The organism is Vibrio sp. Y29_XK_CS5 (assembly GCF_024181835.1).
Lineage (GTDB): Bacteria > Pseudomonadota > Gammaproteobacteria > Enterobacterales > Vibrionaceae > Vibrio > Vibrio harveyi.
Genome location: NZ_JAMZAM010000001.1, coordinates 893,999 through 914,133, shown reverse-complemented (window position 1 = coordinate 914,133; position 20,135 = coordinate 893,999). Strand labels below are relative to the sequence as shown.

General features: G+C 42.9%; 18 protein-coding genes. 7 read left to right on the top strand and 11 right to left on the bottom strand.

What is annotated here, in order from left to right; all coding sequences use genetic code 11:
* Position 1 precedes the first annotated feature (1 nt).
* From NL647_RS04065 to NL647_RS04050, 4 genes are read right to left on the bottom strand one after another with little or no spacing between them, the layout of a single operon-like run.
* Positions 2-769: a replication initiation factor domain-containing protein gene (locus tag NL647_RS04065; RefSeq protein WP_253649679.1), complete on the bottom strand. Its 768-nt coding sequence runs from the start codon at positions 767-769 to the stop codon at positions 2-4.
* Positions 766-939, bottom strand: coding sequence for a hypothetical protein (locus NL647_RS04060; RefSeq protein ID WP_253650119.1), 174 nt, complete (start codon positions 937-939; stop codon positions 766-768). The genes NL647_RS04065 and NL647_RS04060 overlap by 4 nt, the downstream gene beginning before the upstream one ends.
* Before the next feature lie 2 nt (positions 940-941).
* Entirely contained in the window at positions 942-1,214 is a 273-nt protein-coding gene (locus NL647_RS04055) for a hypothetical protein (RefSeq protein WP_059678421.1), read from the bottom strand.
* A gap of 5 nt (positions 1,215-1,219) precedes the next feature.
* Positions 1,220-1,840: a 3'-5' exonuclease gene (locus tag NL647_RS04050; protein ID WP_253649678.1), complete on the bottom strand. Its 621-nt coding sequence runs from the start codon at positions 1,838-1,840 to the stop codon at positions 1,220-1,222.
* 190 nt (positions 1,841-2,030) lie between these two features.
* On the opposite strand from NL647_RS04050, the gene NL647_RS04045 reads away from it, so the two are divergent.
* Positions 2,031-2,399, top strand: coding sequence for a DUF3693 domain-containing protein (locus NL647_RS04045; RefSeq protein WP_049537369.1), 369 nt, complete (start codon positions 2,031-2,033; stop codon positions 2,397-2,399).
* Positions 2,400-2,681: 282 nt separating this feature from the next.
* Here NL647_RS04045 and yciH read toward each other — a convergent pair whose 3' ends face one another.
* The 4 genes from yciH to NL647_RS04025 form a co-directional block, all read right to left on the bottom strand.
* Positions 2,682-2,993, bottom strand: coding sequence for a stress response translation initiation inhibitor YciH (gene yciH / locus NL647_RS04040; protein ID WP_017189053.1), 312 nt, complete (start codon positions 2,991-2,993; stop codon positions 2,682-2,684).
* 4 nt (positions 2,994-2,997) lie between these two features.
* A complete protein-coding gene (locus NL647_RS04035) occupies positions 2,998-3,381 on the bottom strand; it encodes a DUF3319 domain-containing protein (protein WP_005451794.1) in 384 nt (127 codons plus the stop codon).
* A gap of 128 nt (positions 3,382-3,509) precedes the next feature.
* Positions 3,510-4,499, bottom strand: coding sequence for a D-alanine--D-alanine ligase (locus NL647_RS04030; RefSeq protein WP_005451793.1), 990 nt, complete (start codon positions 4,497-4,499; stop codon positions 3,510-3,512).
* A gap of 149 nt (positions 4,500-4,648) precedes the next feature.
* Positions 4,649-5,218: an SPOR domain-containing protein gene (locus NL647_RS04025; RefSeq protein WP_005451792.1), complete on the bottom strand. Its 570-nt coding sequence runs from the start codon at positions 5,216-5,218 to the stop codon at positions 4,649-4,651.
* A 236-nt stretch (positions 5,219-5,454) separates the two neighbouring features.
* On the opposite strand from NL647_RS04025, the gene NL647_RS04020 reads away from it, so the two are divergent.
* Together NL647_RS04020 and NL647_RS04015 are read left to right on the top strand one after the other, a co-directional pair.
* Entirely contained in the window at positions 5,455-8,094 is a 2,640-nt protein-coding gene (locus NL647_RS04020) for a bifunctional acetate--CoA ligase family protein/GNAT family N-acetyltransferase (protein WP_050934171.1), read from the top strand.
* A gap of 437 nt (positions 8,095-8,531) precedes the next feature.
* Positions 8,532-10,613, top strand: a complete 2,082-nt coding sequence (locus tag NL647_RS04015; protein ID WP_199449432.1) for a TonB-dependent hemoglobin/transferrin/lactoferrin family receptor — start codon at positions 8,532-8,534, stop codon at positions 10,611-10,613.
* A 52-nt stretch (positions 10,614-10,665) separates the two neighbouring features.
* Here the strand turns inward: NL647_RS04015 and NL647_RS04010 are convergent, their stop codons facing one another.
* Positions 10,666-11,553 carry a LysR family transcriptional regulator gene (locus NL647_RS04010; protein WP_253649677.1) on the bottom strand — a complete coding sequence of 296 codons (888 nt, stop codon included), beginning with the start codon at positions 11,551-11,553 and terminating at the stop codon, positions 10,666-10,668.
* Positions 11,554-11,789: 236 nt separating this feature from the next.
* Here NL647_RS04010 and NL647_RS04005 point away from each other — a divergent pair, with 236 nt between their 5' ends.
* Positions 11,790-13,961 (top strand): TonB-dependent hemoglobin/transferrin/lactoferrin family receptor, encoded by a 2,172-nt coding sequence (locus NL647_RS04005; protein ID WP_253649676.1) that lies wholly within the window; start codon positions 11,790-11,792, stop codon positions 13,959-13,961.
* Positions 13,962-14,439: 478 nt separating this feature from the next.
* Here the strand turns inward: NL647_RS04005 and galE are convergent, their stop codons facing one another.
* Both galE and NL647_RS03995 read right to left on the bottom strand, forming a co-directional pair.
* Positions 14,440-15,456 carry a UDP-glucose 4-epimerase GalE gene (gene galE / locus NL647_RS04000; RefSeq protein ID WP_005451787.1) on the bottom strand — a complete coding sequence of 339 codons (1,017 nt, stop codon included), beginning with the start codon at positions 15,454-15,456 and terminating at the stop codon, positions 14,440-14,442.
* A 54-nt stretch (positions 15,457-15,510) separates the two neighbouring features.
* Positions 15,511-17,469 (bottom strand): diguanylate cyclase, encoded by a 1,959-nt coding sequence (locus NL647_RS03995; RefSeq protein ID WP_253649675.1) that lies wholly within the window; start codon positions 17,467-17,469, stop codon positions 15,511-15,513.
* 290 nt (positions 17,470-17,759) lie between these two features.
* On the opposite strand from NL647_RS03995, the gene NL647_RS03990 reads away from it, so the two are divergent.
* Genes NL647_RS03990 through NL647_RS03980 form a run of 3 tightly spaced genes read left to right on the top strand, consistent with a single transcriptional unit; the run spans position 17,760 to position 20,130 of the window.
* The gene (locus NL647_RS03990; RefSeq protein WP_253649674.1) at positions 17,760-18,515 is read left to right on the top strand and encodes a 5-oxoprolinase subunit PxpA; all 756 of its coding nucleotides are present in this window, start codon (positions 17,760-17,762) and stop codon (positions 18,513-18,515) included.
* Positions 18,515-19,198 carry an allophanate hydrolase subunit 1 gene (locus NL647_RS03985; RefSeq protein ID WP_017819609.1) on the top strand — a complete coding sequence of 228 codons (684 nt, stop codon included), beginning with the start codon at positions 18,515-18,517 and terminating at the stop codon, positions 19,196-19,198. The genes NL647_RS03990 and NL647_RS03985 overlap by 1 nt, the downstream gene beginning before the upstream one ends.
* Positions 19,195-20,130: a biotin-dependent carboxyltransferase family protein gene (locus NL647_RS03980; RefSeq protein ID WP_017189044.1), complete on the top strand. Its 936-nt coding sequence runs from the start codon at positions 19,195-19,197 to the stop codon at positions 20,128-20,130. The genes NL647_RS03985 and NL647_RS03980 overlap by 4 nt, the downstream gene beginning before the upstream one ends.
* Positions 20,131-20,135: the final 5 nt, after the last annotated feature.

The window sequence follows — 20,135 nt, the reverse complement described above, 5'->3', positions numbered from 1 at the left end:
GTTAAGTCTCCAATATGTGAGTCACCAACTTGCCGTAGGTATCGGGGAAGGTGAATTTCGTTCCATCACGGACAAGGGAACCGACCACGGTTTCAATGTCACCCTCATGGAATTCGATTAAAGAGTTGAGAATTTTCCCGTACTGACGACGCATCCAGTGAGCCGAAGCCAACAGGTCTAACGCCGCGCGTTTGGTCGGGACAGGTTTTGTATTGAATTTCTTTGCGGTAGAAATCGACGCCGAGAAGTCATTCAGTGCAGCGAATGCACCAGCTGGGTTGAGCAGAACGTCGATGTTCCATTTTTTAAGTTCGACCTCGGAGCGATACCAAACCAATCCCGTGTTCGCGAGTTTCTGCTCAAGTGCCTTGTTGTAGACACGCCAGTAAATGCGAGAGGTACGAGAGCCAATCGAATATTGCTCTTTAGTGTAATCAGGACGACCATCGCGATAGCCAGCAATGGTGTGGTCAACATGCAGCACTGGACTGCGACCGCGTTCAGCTGTTCGAAATGCATTGTCATTCCAAGCCGTGCGCGCGTATTCACAATCAAAAATCCCGTCGTAATCATCGTAAGCGAGGTCAACACGCGCCAATGTTTGCACACCCAACACGTTAGTCAGCCAGTCATGCAGTGACCAAGGCGCGCGACGGGCAAAGACATGCTTGCAGCCTTTACCATTAATCTGAAAATGCACCGTGTCATTGTTGCCACCGATACCAACGAAACCGCAGAAGTCCTCGCCGTTTGCTGAGGTGAGTTTCATGGATTCGGTGTAGAACTGAAAACCAAGCCCACGAGGCGCAGAAAGCGACAAGCCCAAGACTCAAGATGAGACATCGACTTAAGCAAATCCCATTCATCACAGCCTTTGACCAACACGGAAACCGTGTAATCAGGCAGCAAGTCGTAATAGATGATTTGAGCTTCGTTCATGGTTAACGCGCCTCAGTTGCCTGAGAAATAAGAAGGCGTTTTGGCTCTTCTTTGATGAAAATACGGATTTTAGCGACCTCGTTAGGCGTTAACTTGCCATCGCTCAACAGCTCGTTTAGCAGAGGTTTTGCTGATGGATGTTCATCAACCCACGTTTGGACTTTGGCGTAAGACTCAGCCGTAGCGTCCATGTAATTGTTCTGATAAAACAAGAACACCGCAGCGATGAAACCCGCGAGAAGAACTAAGCATGTAAATGAGCGATCACGTTCCATGGTTATCACTCCGAGAACACATTAGTGACGCCGTCACAGTTTTGATTAGTTTGGTTTTCAAGCTGTGAGTTAACCGCGTGGATCAATCGACGAGTCATTTCACAATCAGCCAGCGCTCGGTGCGCGGTTAAGTCAGACACATCGACATGTTGTTGCGCACACGCGTTAGTCAGAGATTGCCACTTGTAATTTTCATGCTGGTCATTCCAAGCACCGAAGAACTCGGCGTACCAAAGCATTGCGCAATGAGGAACACAGAATTTGAAAAACAAATCTTCAACGGATTGGACGTAAGCAGAATTACAGTGCTTGTCTAACGATTGGATGATTAAGCGCGTATCAAAATCTGAGTTGTAGATGATGATTGGACGACCGTTAAGAAGCGGAAGAAAACGGTTTGAAAAAACAAGATGAAAGTCGAGCGCGTCCTTAACATCTTCATCGGTGATACCATGAATTGCCGTCGCTTCAGCAGGAATGGAACAAGTCGGTTTAACCAGCTCGTTCACGATAACTTTGCCAGAGTCAGCACAGATAGCAGTGAACTCGACAATTTCTGCGTCAGAGCCTAAGCCAGTAGTTTCTGTATCGATAATGATCGCATTTTCAGTAGACAGTTTTTTCATAGCAACACCTTGACCGTTGAGAGCGACCACCAAGGACAGACGAAAGCGTCAAGGGCAAACGCCCGTACCAAGGTGGTCAAATACACTGAGTAACCAAATTTGGTTATTAGCCTAATCACCAATTTTGGTTAGCACAAGACACCAAAAATGGTGATTGATAAGCTAAACTGGGAGAAATGGAGGAAATGGCATGTATCAGAATCAACTATTAGATGCCTACAAAAAGGCTCAAAGTTACGTACAAGATAAGCAAATTGCAGCGGATATGAACGTACCGCCGCAAAGAATCAGTGATTTTCGCAAAGGAAAGCGATACATGACTGATACACAAGCGATTTTTCTAGCTGAACAATCAGGATTAGACCCTGAGATTGCTTTGTTAGGTTGTCACGCTGATCGCAACGAGAACCCACAGATAAAAGCAGTATGGGAAGGCATAGCAAAAAAATATAACGGGCTTGGATTAGCTGGAATTTCAATGGCTTGTGGTGGCTTGGCTATGGTGATTTCGAGTCCGTCAGAACCACTATTGCAGTGCGCATTATATGTGTTATGTTAAATGAAATGTCGACGTACGCCAATTCTTTCTTCGTCAGGGCTCCTATCCCTCTCAGATTTTAAAATATGAGGCTTTTTATGAGTGTCATTAAACATAACCGCGATTTACCATAAAATAGCTAATATGGATCTATCAATCTGCGATTGCTTGCTCTGCTATTAGCACACTCTTTGATTTTTAGAAAAGTATGAGTTCTAGTCAGTATTCAATATTGATTATCTACTGAGATTGCATCCCTGGATATTAAAAAAAAGAAGCCCTCAAAGGGCTTCTTTTTTACTATTAACCGCCGGCTAACTTGACTGTCATGCCTTTCTTTTCAAGGTACGCTTTAATCTTATCACGCGCATCTCCTTGAATTTCAATGCTTCCATCTTTCACTGAGCCACCACAGCCGCAAACTTTTTTCAGTTCAGCTGCCAGTAGCTTTAATGGTGCGTCATCCAAATCTAAACCAGTAACGATACAAACGCCTTTGCCTTTACGACCTTTAGTTTGGCGTTGAATGCGAACAATACCATCACCTTTAGGACGTTCGATCTTCTCTTCTTCAGGTTTGATTCGACCAGTTTCTGTTGAATATACGAGTGTCATATTCTTATTTCTTTTGTTGTTGAGCTTGTAGCGCTTTCTGTTTTGCAACTAAATACGCTTCGATATGACGCTGAATCGCAGCTTTGCCGCCTTTGATCAGTTTGCCATTGAACATACAATACCAAGCGTTTGGCTCGCCAGTGTCGTTCTTTATCGTGTAGCCGTTAAATATTTCAGTTTGTGGACTGTTAGTGCTTTGTGCGCGTTGACCTAAAGTTGCAAACTCTTTTGGATCAATAATAGACGCGGTGTCGCACCACCAATCTATGCTCTTTTTTACCGCCGTCAAACTGCCTTGTAAAACGTGGTTTTTGATTTTTACCTTCCAAACGCTACCATCAGGTCCGCCTGATTGCAGGTTAAAACCTCTATAATTTGAAATTGCCATACCACTGAGCCATCTATTTAGTGCTTTTTTACAATCATAATTACAACTGAGCAATAATCAAACATTAATGTTGTTATATCGCTCAGTTATGCCTATTTCTACCACAAAACAAACGACGGTAACGTTATTTAGATTGCAGTATTAATACAATCTGCTAAAAACTCGTGGAACTTGTGACCGTTGTTCTGCAGCATTTTAGGGAACATAGAGATTGGAGTCATACCTGGGAAGGTGTTGACTTCATTCAGATAAATCTCATCATCTTCTGTTAAGAAGAAGTCAATGCGAGATAAGTGACGCAGATTCATCTGTTTAAAGACGGTTTCAGAAGCAACTTGAATCGCTTTAACTTGTTCTGCTGTTAAGTTCTTTGCTTCAACCTCTGTCAAAGAGTGACTTGAGCTGCTGTACTTCTCATCATAAGAATAAAACGCGCCATCTGGAGCAATGACCTCTCCGGGCTTAGTAATGAACAGTTGACCATTCATTTCGTACGCTGCGACTTCTAGCTCACGCGGCTTCACAGACTTTTCAACTAAAACTTGCTCAGAGTAGCCAAATGCATCGTTAACGGCTTGAATTACACCATCCTTTTCAGTGACGCTGTAACAGCCAACAGATGAACCTTGTCGTGCAGCTTTGACAAAAACTTTACCCCATTTGTCAAACGCTTGTAATGCTTGCGCATGAGCTTGCTCGTCGTTACGAGTCAAGAATAAGTAAGGTGTATTTGGGATGCCAATCGCGTCGTACCATAGTTTCGAAGTAATTTTGTTGAAGCTGTTACTGCTTGCTTCTGGTCCACAACCTAAATATGGAATGCCTGCGATTTCGAACATAGACTGGATATCACCGGTTTCACCAGGAAAACCATGGATACAAGGGACAATGAAATCGACTTCTAAGCTTAAGTTGTCAGAACACAATTTTTTGGTGTTGAGATCTAAGTAAACCAACTCACCTTGGTTAGTCACCCAACCTTCATTTTTAATTTCTACACGCGTAACGTTCACGTTTTCGATGAGGTTTAGCTGCTGCTCAACAAAATTAGCAGATAACAGTGAAATTTCGTGCTCAGAAGAGCCGCCACCGCATAGTAAAAGGATATTTTTAATCATGAATCAATCTTTCCGTGATCTCCAAAAGATACTATTCAGTATGATAAACCTTTGAGTAGTAACGTACAGTTATTTTACTGTGAGGAATGCTGTTCGAATAGGATTTGACCAAAAAAGAAGGGAGCATTTCGCTCCCTTCTCTTCGTAAATTAATTTAGCTTATTAAGCGTAGGATATGCCGAGTTCTTAATGGCATCGATACTCTTCACAAATGGCTTAAGCTGTTGAAAATGACCAGGCAGAGAAGAAATTGCCTGCTTTGCTTCCGCACTTGTTGCGTAGTCACCGTAAAGTACCGAGAACCACTTAGTACCGTTCACTACTTTGTAGTTTTCCCAAATTGGCTGACCATTTTGAGGAAGCTGGCGAGCGAACTGATCCACTTTAGCTTGGCTTCCAACCGCGACAACTTGAATGGTATAACCAAAACGCTGGATACCCGCTTGTTTCTTGCTTGGCGGTACGATCTTAACTGGTTTTACCTGCTCTTTCGGTGTCAGCTTAACTACCTTTTTCTCTTCAGGCTTCGCAGTCATTTTAACAACTGTTGGTTCTACGTCTTTCTCTACTACAGCGCTTTCAGACGACATAATAGGTTTTGAAACTGAAGGAGTTTGGTAGTCCTCACGGTAGCTTTCTGAGGTTACATCTGTAATGTAAGTTTCCGAAGCACAAGCAGAAAGCAGTACTGATAAGCCGATGATTGCGATTTTTTTCATGGAGTAACAAACGCTCTAAATAAATATTACGATAAATCATGCCGATAGCAGGTCATTTTATCAAGCACCAAACACAATAAACTGTGATTTTCATGTGATGAGTGACACAAACTCTGTACGCTTGGCTCACTTTTGAGCCAATGTCTGCTTTGTCCATATTTAAAGAGATGCTTATTCGTTTATGATTGTATGAGGAGTGACCAACCGTTCTAGGCGTAAGAGGCCAAGGAGAAAGAATGAATAAATTACAAAAACTCTTCAAACCTAATTCTGTTGCGGTAATCGGCGCCTCTCAAAAAGAGTTACGCGCAGGACAAATAGTAATGCGGAATCTTCTTCAGAGCGGGTTCGGTGGTGCAATCATGCCCGTGACACCGAAATATAAGTCTGTATCTGGTGTTATCGCATACCCTAACGTAGCCTCCCTGCCCTATACCCCAGATATCGCCATTCTTTGTACGAATGTGTCACGCAATAAACAACTACTTGTTGAATTAGATCAGCGCGGCACGGAGTTTGCCATCGTCATTTCAGATGACGTTGAAAGTATCGATTTCTCTGACCTAAACATAAGAGTCTTAGGACCAAATAGCCTTGGGATAATTCTTCCTTGGCATAACTTCAACTGCTCCTTTTCTCCCGTGGCAGCGCAACCGGGTAAAATTGCGTTCATCTCTCAATCCGCTGCAGTGTGTACCACGGTTCTTGATTGGGCAAACGACAAGAATATTGGTTTTTCTTCTTTTATCTCAATCGGTCAAGGGCAAGACATCGACTTTGCAGAACTGCTTGATTATTTAAGCATGGATGCAAAGACCGAAGCCATTCTTCTTTATGTTGATTCAATTAAAGATGCTCGACGCTTTATGTCAGCAGCACGTGCAGCGTCACGAAACCGTCGTATCTTGGTTCTCAAAGCTGGTAGGTCATCACAAGCTCGCCCATTTAGCGATGGCAACACTGATTCATTGGATGTTATCTACGATTCTGCGATAAGAAGAACGGGTATGCTGCGTGTGGGTAATACGCACGAGTTATTTGCGGCAGTAGAAACGTTGACACATTCGGTTCCGCTTCGAGGCGAACGCCTAGCTATCGTAACCAATGGCGGCGGTCCTGCAATCATGGCAGTCGATACTCTATTTGAAAGAGGCGGCAAGCTCGCAACGTTAAATGAAGAGTCTGTCGAACAACTAAAGTCCGCATTGCCTGTTAGTTGGCGTGGTGTTAACCCTATTGATCTTGCAGGAGATGCAACAAAGAAACGTTATGTCGATACCATAAACGCGCTGATGAACGGAGACTGTGCTGATGCCATCTTAATAATGCATAGCCCTTCAGCGGTGTCGGATTCATTAGAAACCGCGAACGCTGTGATTGAAGCAATTCAAGCTCATCCCCGACATAAGCATTTCAATATATTAACCAATTGGTCTGGTGAGCAGACATCGAGAGAGGCTCGGCTAGCCTTTACACGTGCGGGCATTCCAACTTATAGAACACCTGAAAGTGCTGTCGTTGCTTACATGCATTTGGTCGAATACCGACGAAATCAAAAACAATTGATGGAAACTCCAACAACCGCTGAACCTTTACACTCCGGTAGCGTGAGTTCAGCTCGTGAATGGGTAAACGAACAATTACTGGACAAACAAACAGTAATGCTGGATACGCATCAAACCAGCCCTTTGTTTGAACAGTTTGGCTTTAATATTCTTCCGACTTGGATCGCTTCTGAAGTTACTGAAGCGGTCCATATGGCGGAAAATATTGGCTACCCGGTCGCGGTAAAGCTTCGCTCTCCCGATATTCCTCATAAGTCTGATGTACATGGTGTTGCACTCAATTTGCGTAATAGCCAAGAGGTATCTAGCGCCGCGCAAGCCATTCTCGACACCGCAAAGTTGAGCTATCCAGCGGCGAACCTACAAGGGTTGTTGGTCCAAGGAATGGCGAAACTAGGTAGTGCTGAGGAGCTCAGAATTAGTATCGCGGTTGATAAAGTATTCGGTCCAGTGATTTTGCTCGGACAAGGAGGCTCAGATTGGAACATCACTCAAGATGCGGTTGCGGCATTGCCACCACTGAATATGAACCTAGCTCGTTATTTAGTGGTAATTGCGTTGAAATCAGGGAAAGTTCGCTTGCAAAAGCATAAAGACGCGATTGATGTGAACGAACTGTCAAAGTTTCTGGTTCGCATATCTCAAATGGCGGTTGAACTACCAGAAATAGAAAGCCTGGATATACATCCAGTATTGGTGTCAGGTAGTGAATTAACCATAATAGACGCAGACGTGACACTCAAAAAGTACCATGGAGATGCGCAGGAACGCTTAGCTATTCGCCCTTTCCCCGCAGAGTTTGTTGAGACAGTGACATTACGTGACGGGCAACCTATTCTGTTGCGCCCAATTCTTCCTGAGGATGAGCCAATTCACGCTCAATTTATAAATAGCGTATCTAAAGAAGACCTCTACAATCGGTTTTTCTCCGATGTTGGGGAGTTCAATCATGAGGCGCTCGCAAATTTAACCCAAATTGATTACGACCGTGAAATGGCATTTGTTGCTGTTGCCTTTGATGATAATGGACCTTCCATTATTGGTGTATCTCGTGCTCTGATAACACCGGATAATAGTGATGCAGAGTTTGCGATTTTGGTCCGATCAGATTTAAAGGGTAAAGGTCTGGGCAAAGTACTGATGCAAAAAATCATTAGTTACTGCCAAGCAAAAGGCACCAAGCAGATTTCCGGAATGACAATGCCAACCAATCGAGGCATGCTGTCACTCGCACAAAGTTTAGGATTTGAGTTGGACGTACAATTTGCAGATGGCACTGCAGATATGGTGTTACCACTCAAACGAAAATGATATCTGATAAAGCAAAGATTTGGGCTGTAAGTTTTCAGCCCTACCTATTCTCCTAACTTCAGACTTTGTTGGATAACCTGAGTAAACATTTCATAAAATAATAAACCAATCGCAAATCATGCATAACTACCGCCATAACCCATACACCACAACAATACGTAAACACCAATAAATCACACTGGCGCATGCCTGCTTTTTCATCAAACTGCAATTTACGTGACCGACATCTCATTTGCTAATTTTATAGAAATTATCGTCGAGCTTATGTCATAAAAAGCTATCCTGTTGAATTTTATGTACTAAATACAAAAAGGTCATTTCTCTGACATACCTAACCACCACTTTAGTGATAACAATAATGATAGTAATTATCATTTGCGTGAAATAATATATCGCCCGTTGTTATTGCCTATCATGGATATAAGGTGTTAGAACCAATGTATAAAAAATCAATTCTGTCAGCATCAATTTTATTAGCTCTAGCTCACGGTGCACAAGCAGAAGAACACTCAACTTTTAAAGAAGTCGTTGTTACTGCGACACGTACAAATAGCCAACTCGAGGATACTGCAGCGTCAGTTGCAGTCGTCACAGACCAAGACATCGAAGATGGCATGATTACCGGTCTTGATGATCTATTTAAATACACGCCAGGAGTTACCGTCGAGACGAATGCTCGACAAGGTGTTCAAAGTATCAACATTCGTGGTATCGAAGGCAACCGAATTAAAGTTCTAGTTGATGGTGTTGCTCAAGGTAACCAGTTCGATTCAGGTAATAACTTTATTAACTCTTCTCGTGTTGAAGTTGACACCGATCTTGTTAAAGCAGTGGAAATCGTAAAAGGTGCAGCATCATCTTTGCATGGTTCTGACGCAATTGGTGGCATTGTAGCTTTCGAAACGAAAGACCCTTCGGACTTCTTAAAGGGTCGTGATTTTGGTGGTCATGCGAAATTTAATTACTCTTCAGAAGACAATACATTCAGCGAATCGGTAGCACTTGCAAACAAAACCGGGGACCTTGAGTCTTTAGTTGCTTACACTCGCCGTGATGGTAGCGAGCTTGATAACTTTGGTGATTTAGCGGATGCCGATACCTCTGCCAATAACCTTTTAGTGAAATTACAATATCAGTTAAACGAAGCACATAGACTTGAATTTAGCGGTAACTACATTCGCAATGAAGGTGATGGCATTCAATCATATGATGGCTACACGGATGGACGAAGCGAAGATACAACTGAACAATATCAAGTCGGTATTAAGCATATTTGGGATGCTCAAGCATCAATTGCTGACACATTAACGTGGCAACTAGATTACTTAAGTAAAGACGAAACTGGCATAACACATCGTGTCAAAGGCTTGAACAATCAACGCAAAGATTACACCTACAGCGATGAAGGCTTCCAGTTCGACGTGCAGTTAGATAAGTACCTAACGCTTGGTAGCACTGAACATTACATCGTTTATGGTGCGTCTTACTTAGATAAAGACATTAAGAACATAAACAAAGAGTTCAATAGCGCTGGGACGGATAAAGAGATCTTCTACATCCCATCGGCAAGTGAACGTCGTTACGGAGTCTTCCTACAAGACGAGATTACCGTCGGCAACTTCATCATCACTCCTGGTGTTCGTTACGACTCATTCGAAACCGATCCTGGCAACGCTAGCGAAAACCCAAGTGGTAACCCTGATAACGAATACAAAAAGTTCTCTGACTCCGCGTTTACTGCTCGTTTAGGCACGATCTACAAACTAAACGAACAACACCGTTTGTTTGCCCAGATAAGCCAAGGTTTCCGCGCACCTGATTTTCAAGAGCTGTATTACTCGTTTGGTAACCCGATGCACGGTTACATAAACAAACCAAACCCAGACTTGAAAGCAGAAGAAAGCATTTCTTACGAGTTTGGCTGGCGCCACAACAACGATATTTCAAGCAGTGAAGTCGCGGTATTCTACAGTGACTACGATAACTTTATCGAGCGACAACAAGTTTCAGGCAGCTTCATTCCAGGTATCGACCCTGCGGTTTACCAATCCGTGAACATTGGTAAAGCAACAATCAAAGGTATTGAATTTTCCAACCAACTGTCTTGGGATAAATTCATGCCAGTAAAAGGCTTTAGTTCTCGAGTTGCTGCAGCCTATACTGAAGGTGAAGACGGAAACAACGATCCATTAAACAGTGTTAACCCATGGAATCTAGTTGCTGGCTTCAACTACGACTCTGAACAAAACTGGGGTTCTTCACTAACGGTTAACTACACTGCGTCGAAAGACAGCAGTGATATCAATGGTGATGACATCCTACCAATTTCTTCAGCAACTGTTGTTGACGTAACTGCATACTACAAGCCAATTAAAGATCTCACCCTGCGAGCGGGAGTATTTAATGTGGCAGACGAAGAATACTACAGTTGGAATGATGTAAGCGGAATGAAAACTGAGAATAAAGACCTAACACAAGCCGGTCGTAACTGGGCTATTACAGCGAAGTACGAATTTTAGTTATCAACACACTTCTTAACGAAAAATCCCAGCATCATATGCTGGGATTTTTTTATTTGAGACGCCAATTTTTCTTAAGGTATTGTACGCACCAAGATTTGGCTTCGCCCATCGTATTTCTGCGCCACGCTAAAATAATATCAATTGGCTGCTCTTCCGTACCTTCAATGCGTTTAAGAACGCCACTCTCAATTAAAGGTTCCGCGATTTGACTTGGTAGCGTCCCAATACCTAACCCGGAAGTTAGTGCTTCAACTTTGGCAGGGAAATTGGTCACTGTGAGTCTTGGCTGTTTTTGCATTACATTGATTGATAGCGCTGGCTGCTCTCTTGCCGTATCAGCAATCGCAATAACGCGATATTTTTCTCGGGCATTGTCATCAAACGCCCCACTTCGCTTATGCACATAATGTTCAGAAGCGGCGACCCAAACCATACTCATTTTACCAATTTTTTCGGCCTTAACATCTTGCGGAAGTGTATCGAGAGCCGGACATATCAATAAGTCTGCCCTTCCGGTATTTAGCGACTCCCAACTTCCCGCAAGAATCTCTTCTTGTAACCTCACCCTTGTACTACTCACGTTAGATAGTGCATCTACCATTGGGAAGAAATTTGAAATAGGAATAATTCCATCAAAAGCCACCGTAATACCAAGTTCCCAACCATTGGCCAGGAGCGTTGCATCATTAACAAGCTTCTCACTAGCTTGCAGAATTGCCCTACCACGCTCAAGAATCAACTTCCCGGCTTCTGTGAAATGTGCTTTGTGACCTGAACGATCGAAAATGATGATATCGAGATCTTGTTCCAGTTTCTGAATTTGATAGCTAAGCGAAGAAGGCGCGCGATCTAATTCGTTCGCAGCAGCAGCAAAACTTCCTCTTCTATCAATAGCATCCAAGATATGAAGTGCTTCTAAAGTGATTGGGCTCTGCACTATAGCTCCCTATTTGCGTGATTTAAATCACAGTAGTGGTATTTAAAAATTTATACTAGAAAATGACTTTAAACAATATAACAGATTGATAAATAAAGACTAGGTTGCGCATAGCACAAATTTCCATTGACAAAAATAACACTAAATAACAATAGTAATGATAGTAATTACCATTTGTATAAACTAAGATACCGCACGTTGTTATTGCCTATTATGGATTTAAGGTATTGAAGCCAATGTATAAAAAATCAATTTTGTCAGCCTCTATTCTCATTGCCCTATCACAAGGCGCATACGCAGAAGAAAGCTCAACTTTCAATGAAGTTGTCGTCTCTGCAACTCGTACCGAACAAAACGTTAATGATGTTTCAGCTTCAGTTGAGACCGTATCGTCAAAAGATATTGACCGCACACTTTCAAAGAACCTTTATGATGCCGTTCAATATACCCCTGGAGTGGAAGCAACGACTTCCGGTCGTTTTGGCATTTCGGGCTTTAACATTCGCGGCATGGAAGGCGACCGCGTGAAAGTTGTGATTGATGGCGTTCAGCAAGCTACTCCTTTCAATCCAGGTGGCGGTGCGGTTCAAGCAATTTATCCGAACGCGATTGAACTCGACACACTGACCAGTATAGAGATTAACAAGGGTCCATCCTCTACCCTATATGGCTCTGATGCAATGGGTGGCGTTGTTGTTCTTAAGACAAAAGATCCTTCAGACGTTCTAAAAACTGACGGTGACGAGACTCGTTTTGGCATTAAATCGAGCTACTTCTCTGCAGACGAACAATTCAAGAACACGTTAACTTGGGCAATGCGCCGTGGCAAGTTTGAAACACTATTGATGGGAACTTACTCTACCGGCAGCGAGCTTGAAACCTACGGTGATGGTTCCAACATTGATGGTTCAGCACGTGGTCTTGAGAACCCAGCAGACAAAGATCTAAATAACATTTTGGCAAAAGCTTATTACAACATTAACGATGTCAACAAACTCGGCTTTGTCTTCGAACGCTATAACTACAACTACGATGAAAACGATCGTCGTGGCAACTACACACTTAATTTTGGTCCAAGACCTGGCGTTACTTATGCTAACGCAAAAGCTAGTGATGAAATGACACGTACGCGTTATGGCGTAAACTACGAACTCACTAAAGCAAATGCAGCTTTCGACTCAATGAAATTAGACCTTAATTATCAGGTCACAGAGAGCGAAAACTCTAACTTCGCTAATGTCACTGACCATTTAGGTTACATTGGCTATAACGGGGATCGCACTCGCCTACGTCAAGCTGAAGACGAGTCACTTCAGTTTGATGCTCAGTTCGACAAGGTAATCACAACCGGAAATGCAATTCACGAACTGACCTACGGTCTAAATTCTGTGGTGACAGATTTTAGTCTAACGAATGTGGATATTTACCACGACAATGGCACTAGTAAACCTGGCTCAACGACAATCCCTGATGCCACCGTCACCGAATGGGGTATTTTCCTTCAAGACAATGCATTCTTACTTAACGATACATTAGTACTAAATGCGGGCATCCGTTACGATTCATTTGAAGCGGATCCAACATCTGACGCAGGCTTTACTACCGAACGAGGTAAGAACAGTAATGACGCATTTACTGGGAAACTGGGCGCGGTTTACCACCTTAACGACAAACTAAGTACTTTTGCCCAAATCAGTCAGGGCTTTAAGGCACCTACAGTTGAGCAGCTTTACTATGAATACGACACTGGTGCTGAATTCGTTCCTAACCCAGATTTAGAAGCCGAGAAAAGCCTTTCTTACGAAATTGGCTTCCGTGGTCAAAACAACTTTGCGCAGTTTGAACTTACAGGCTTTATCACTCAGTACAAAGACTTTATCGACTCAGAAGAACTACCAAAAATCGATCCGAACAAAGACCGCTTCACTATCGTAAACCGAGATGAAGTCGACATTTCTGGTGTTGAATTTAGTTCTACACTTTTGCTAGATGAAGCTTTTGACGCCCCTAAAGGTATGTACACGAAAGTATCTGTGACATACCTAGATGGTGAAGATAAAACAACAGGTAAAGCACTAGATAGTGTCGCTCCTTTGTCTTCTGTACTTGGTTTAGGTTACGACAACGTCGAGCATCATTTTGGTGGTCTTGCGTCTCTTAAGCTTGCAGCTAAGAAAGACGACTGGTCTAGTGATGACCAAATTGATTCGGCAGGTTACGGTGTAATGGACTTAACCGCATATTACATGCCTATCAAAGACCTAACGCTGACAGCAGGCTTGTTCAATGCATTTGATAAAAAATACTGGACATACCAAGATGTTCGCGGTCTCGAAAGTACGGACAACAAAGACTTCCATAGCTTACCGGGTCGTAACTGGGCAATTTCTGTAGATTACCAGTTCTAAGTGACATCAATTTATAAAACTGTTCGTAAAGCACCCGCTTAGTTGGGTGCTTTTTTGTTTTTCCACTTTCAAACAAAGCTAACTATCTGCAGCGACATTGCGAAAATGATTGATAAATGAGTCATAAACGAAGAACTTGCGCTACAAAAACAAAAAAGCCAGCAATATGCTGACTTTTTTACGCGTTTTCATTTCAAAAATGTTAAGAAAAGAATGAAAAATGAAAACTTACTGCTTTGCCATCTCTTTTTTCACCATGATTGCTGCTGCCACGATGAAAGCGATGATTAGACCAAGTTCCATGAACTACCCCGATAGTCTTAAGAAAATTTACGACCTAAATTAAGAGTCGGACATAGTTTAGCAGTTCTATTTATCTAAGCTACCTTTTAACCAGTAATTTACGAATTTTTCCGATTTAGATCAAAAAAGGCGCAGAAGTGCGCCTTTTTGTTATTAATATGTAAAACTTGATTTTTTAAGCGTCAGGATAACCTTGAGGGTTATTTGACTGCCAACGCCAAGTATCACCTGTCATTTCTTCTAACGTGCGCTCAGCCTTCCAACCAAGTTCGTTTGCAGCTTTTGAAGGGTCAGCCCAACATTCCGCGATATCACCAGGGCGGCGATCAACTAACTTAAACGGCACTTCTTTGCCTGATGCGTTTTCAAATGCTTTAACCATTTCAAGAACGCTATAACCGTTACCGGTACCAAGGTTGTAAATATGCAGGCCTGCTTTATTGCCAACTTTTTCAAGAGCGGCGACATGACCATCAGATAGGTCCATTACATGGATGTAGTCACGCACACCAGTACCGTCTTTTGTTGGGTAGTCACTACCAAACACAGATAAAAACTCACGACGACCTACTGCGACTTGCGAGACAAAAGGCATTAGGTTGTTTGGGATGCCTTGAGGATCTTCACCTAGCTCACCCGTTGGATGAGAACCAACAGGGTTGAAGTAGCGGAGAAGCGTAATACTCCAATCTGGGTTCGCTTTTTGGAAGTCTGTTAGACACTCTTCAACCATTAACTTACTACGGCCGTAAGGGTTAGTTGCGCTAGTTGGGAAGTCTTCAGTGATAGGCACAGATGCAGGATCACCATATACTGTCGCTGAAGAACTAAATACGATGGATTTAACTCCTGCTTCACGCATAGCATCAACAAGCACTAGCGTACCATTAACGTTGTTATCGTAGTACTCAAGCGGTTTTTCTACCGACTCGCCCACTGCTTTTAAACCGGCGAAGTGAATAACAGCTTCAATGTTGTGCGCTCTCATTGCTTCAACAAGTGCGGCTTTGTCGCGGATGTCCGCTTCAATAAACTCAGGTCTTGCACCACAAACCTTTTCAATGCGCTCAAGCACCGTAGGTTTGCTGTTGTATAGGTTATCAAGGATCACTGGCGTCATACCAGCTTCGATCATTTGAATACAAGTGTGGCTGCCAATGTAGCCCATACCACCCGTAACAAGTACTTTCATGTTATATATCCTTCTGACGCGAATCGGGCTAGTCTAAAGGTTTTTAGCCCACAGTTAAACAGTCTCTGGGGATTCGCAACCCATTAAAATTGCTTGACCTTTACCTGCTTTCTTAGCTTGGTACATTGCTGTATCGGCACTCTTAAGAATACGCGTCGCGTCACGCTCGTTAACGCCAACCAGTTTCACACCAATGCTCACGCCAACTTTAAGCAGGGATCCTCGGTATTCAATTGGAGAGCAAACCGTTTCAAGTAACTGTTCTGCAATCCTTGTTACGACCTTCTGATTTGCTGGGTTGACCAACATGACAAATTCATCTCCCGATAAACGAGCAATCAAATCGCTATGTCGAGTTGCCGCAGCCATCCGGTCTGCCACTTGTTTGAGCACTTCGTCACCTGCATCATGACCATAAGTGTCATTGATATTCTTAAAGCCATCTAAATCCAAGTAAAGTACCGCGAATTCGTCGCGCAAATAGCCTGATCTTTGTACCAATTCTTCGAGCTCTAGGTGGAACTTAGAACGATTTGCCAACCCGGTTAAGGCGTCGTGATGTGCAAGATACTCCAAACGCTCCATCTCTTTTGCACTTGATAGGTCGGTTAGAATGATGACCATGTCATAAGTGTTTTGGTCATCGCTCTTGTTAATGCAATTAACCTTTGCAAACATTGGAACGAGTTGACCTAGATGGTTCTTCTCAATCACTTCTCCTTGCCACATACCATAGTTTTCAATAGATTCTTGAATGCTCGGCATCATAGCTTGTAGCTTTCTCCAGCGAATTGATTTGACGAACGGCTTACCCACTAATTGGTCAGCTTCTACACCGACGAGCTTCGTCACTGCTGGATTAACCATGGTAATAATACCTTGGTGGTTCAACACCACTAAGCCATCTTGACTGCTTTCAAATACACGACCCGCTACTCTTTGGCGATTCATTGCCTCTTCAATCTCGGTGATGTCCTGAATTACGAAAAGCATATAGCCGTTTTTCGCTAAGCGTCGGCTGGTTAAACTTAGCTGTTGCTTCCCTTCACCACTTTCCAAGTGGATATCATCACATTCAAGCCCTCGGCTTAGTATTTGTCCAAGCTCGTTTGGCGTCTTGGTCTGGATTAGATCGCAAATGTTTGCCGTTTCTATCCCTTGGTAAGTATGTTCAAAAATACGTTGCGTAGCAGTATTACAATGAATCACTCTCCCTAAGTTATCCGTGACTATTAACGAATCCTGAATAGAATCAATCACTTCTTCGGCGAACACCTTACGGCGCTCTAGCACTTCCAAGCTATGTTTGCGCTGCTTTTCAAGTCGCTGCTGTTTTTCAACCATAAAGTTGAAAGAAGCGACCAATGCACCGACCTCGTCTTTTGATTTATGGTGAATCCTTCCACTAAGGTGATGCCCGTTAGCTAAATCTTGCAACGCTCGATTAACTTCCTCTATGGGACGAAGAACTCGTCGTTCAACCCCAAAGTAGAACATAACTCCACCAGCTAAAAGAATGACTAAGAACAGCCCACCGTCTTGTAGCAATGCATCTCGTACTTCGAATAATGGAATTCGTGACAACGTCACCCTAATCGATCCGATGACTTGTCCTTCGTGAATAATAGGCTCAAAAACGTAGAGAAAGTGTGCAGATAGTGCGTATCCTACTTCATGCAGACGACTTCGCTCTTTAACTGTCGGCGAAGGTGCAGCAAAGCCATCCAAAGCAAATACAGCAAATGGATTATTGTCTTTGTCGTAAAGCTTTACGCGTGATACGTTTGGCTTCTTAAGCAGATCAGCCAAAATGGTTTGCGCTTTTGGCTTGTTCTTTGTTGCAAGCGCATCTTTAATTGAGTGAGAAGCATCATTGATCAGAACTTTGGTCTGTTCGACCAATTCATGTTTGGCGGACTGATAAGTGTTATATGACGTGTAACTTTGAGATGTAACAAAGATGACCGTGATGAAAGCGAGAATCGGCCATATTAGCTTTGCTCGTAATGACATATATATTCCTGTCGCAGAAAGCAATCAAAATAACGAAAGGATTGCTATGCAAACTATCACACAAAAAAGAAGAGCCAAGACTAACACGACAAATCTTGAAATGAAGCCGTAAATCTCAATTATTAGACTGATTAGTCATGATTTTCTTAAAATTTCGGATCATTTCAAAGAACACGACGATCTTTTCACCACTTCATTTGATAACCTTCTGCTTGAAGAATGAAGTTAGTCACTGAACTTAAACGTAATTTCCTGCATTTTTAAAGCATACTTTGGACTTTTATAAACGTATGACATTGAATAACCAGCAACTGACACTGAATTGCGACATGGGCGAAAGCTTTGGCGCGTGGAAAATGGGTGCCGATGAGAGTGTAATGCCTCACATTGACATGGCGAATATCGCTTGTGGATTTCACGCATCTGATCCTAATGTCATGCACGATACGATTACTCTCGCTAACCAACACGACGTTGAAATTGGTGCTCATCCTGGTTATCCCGACCTACAAGGCTTTGGTCGTCGGAGCCTAAAAATGACCAATGATGAAATTACCAACATGGTGATTTATCAAGTTGGCGCGTTACAAGCTTTGTGCAAAGCGCAGTATACCGACATAGGATATATCAAACCCCATGGTGCGCTTTATAACGATATGATGCAAAGCGATGGCGTTTTTCTCGCCATAGTGAAAGCAGCGGCACTTTTTAAAGTTCCACTAATGATCCTCGCCTCTCAAGAAAATGAAAAGTATCTCGAAATAGCAGATGATTTTGATGTACCTCTGTTATTTGAAGCCTTTGCGGACCGTCTGTATCAAGATGATGGAATGCTCACACCCAGAACACAACCTAATGCGGTCTTAAACAGCGAACACGCTATATTAGAACAAGTCAAAATGCTTGCTGAATCAGGAAGAGTCAAAACGGCATCGGGTCAATATATTTTGTTAGAAGCTGACACAATTTGTGTCCACGGAGATAATGACGAATCCATCGCATTGATTAAAAAGATTCGCCAAAGTCTCTACACCGGAGGAAATTAATGAATCAAGGGCAGTTTTCAATCTCTCCTATCTCTGAATGCAGTATTCTGATTCGCTTTCATGAAGCGGTGACCGTCGAACACATTGGTGAGTTAGCACATCAGATTGCTGATAAACTTAACCTCATTATCATGAATGTTGTTCCGTCATACCGAACTATTTTGATCGATTACCTGCCCTTTAGAATTAACGAATCCATCATCCTCAAAGAATTGAACCAACTCGTTACTCGTTTTGATGTCCGCTCGATGGATAATAAGCAACCTAACTACATTTCCATTCCGGTTTACTACTCAGAAGAGACCGCGCTCGATTTAGAACGATTCAACGATGCTGGTTTGCCGTTGGCTGAATTGATCGAGCTGCATACCAAAACGGTTTACACGGTATCAGCAATCGGCTTTGCGCCAGGGTTCGCGTTTCTTTCAGACTTACCAAAGGCATTACACATGCCACGACACAATACCCCCCGCACTCACGTTCCAGCCGGCAGCGTCGCGATAGCGGACAGTAAAACCGCTGTCTACCCTTCAGATAGCCCTGGAGGCTGGAACATCATAGGTCGAACACCCATCTCGTTGTTCACTGATACGCCTCCATTTATTCCTTTTGAAGTTGGTGACAAGGTCACTTTTGGTTCAATCACAAGACAGGAATACATCAATTTAGGGGGCAAATTATGAGTTTTTCAGGTTTAATCGTAGAGAAGCCAGGTCCACTCTCATTGATTCAAGATTTCGGTCGTTTTGGGCTCGCGCATATTGGTATTACGCAAGGCGGTCCGGTTGATGATTACGCTTACAGTTGGGCAAATCATCTATTAAAGAATCCTGTAAATTGCTCAGTCATTGAAATTACGCTTGGGAATGCCAGCTTCAAAGCACTAGAAGACTGTCACCTTTCTATTTGTGGGGGCGATTTAAACGCTTCTATTGACGGAATAGCACTCACCAATTGGTCTGACTTTTCGTTAAAAAAAGGACAAACACTTAAGTTTGGAATGCCACGCAATGGTCTTCGAGCTTACTTAGCCGTGAAAGGCGGTTTTAATGTCGAGAAACATTTAGGGAGTTCATCAACAGTATTAAGAGAATCCTTAGGAGGCATCGAACAAAATGGCTTGGCATTGAAAGCTGGAGACATCTTAAGTTTCAACCCACACGCACTCCCTAGCCGAAAGTCCAAGCAAATGACTTTTCGTTTTAAGCCTGATTATAACCTTCCTATCAAGCTTCGCGTTATTGAGGGTTATCAATACAACGACTTCTCTCAAGAAGCGATCGACCGTTTCTATTCCACGATATTTGAAATATCGCCAAACTCGAATCGCATGGGTTATCGCCTAGAAGGTGAAACTATCACTCCTCCTTACGATGGCATTTTATCTGAGGGTATTGCGCTTGGGTCTATCCAAATACCAAACGACGGGAAACCAATCATTTTGTTAAATGATCATCAGACTATTGGGGGGTATCCTAAGTTTGGCTGCGTCGCTAGGATTGATTTGCCGCGCTTGGCTCAGGCAAAACCGGGACAATCCGTGAGCTTTATACGAGGAGATAGACAAGGTCTACAAGATGTATGGTGTCAATGGGCTCAATTTTTTGGTTATTGAGCCCT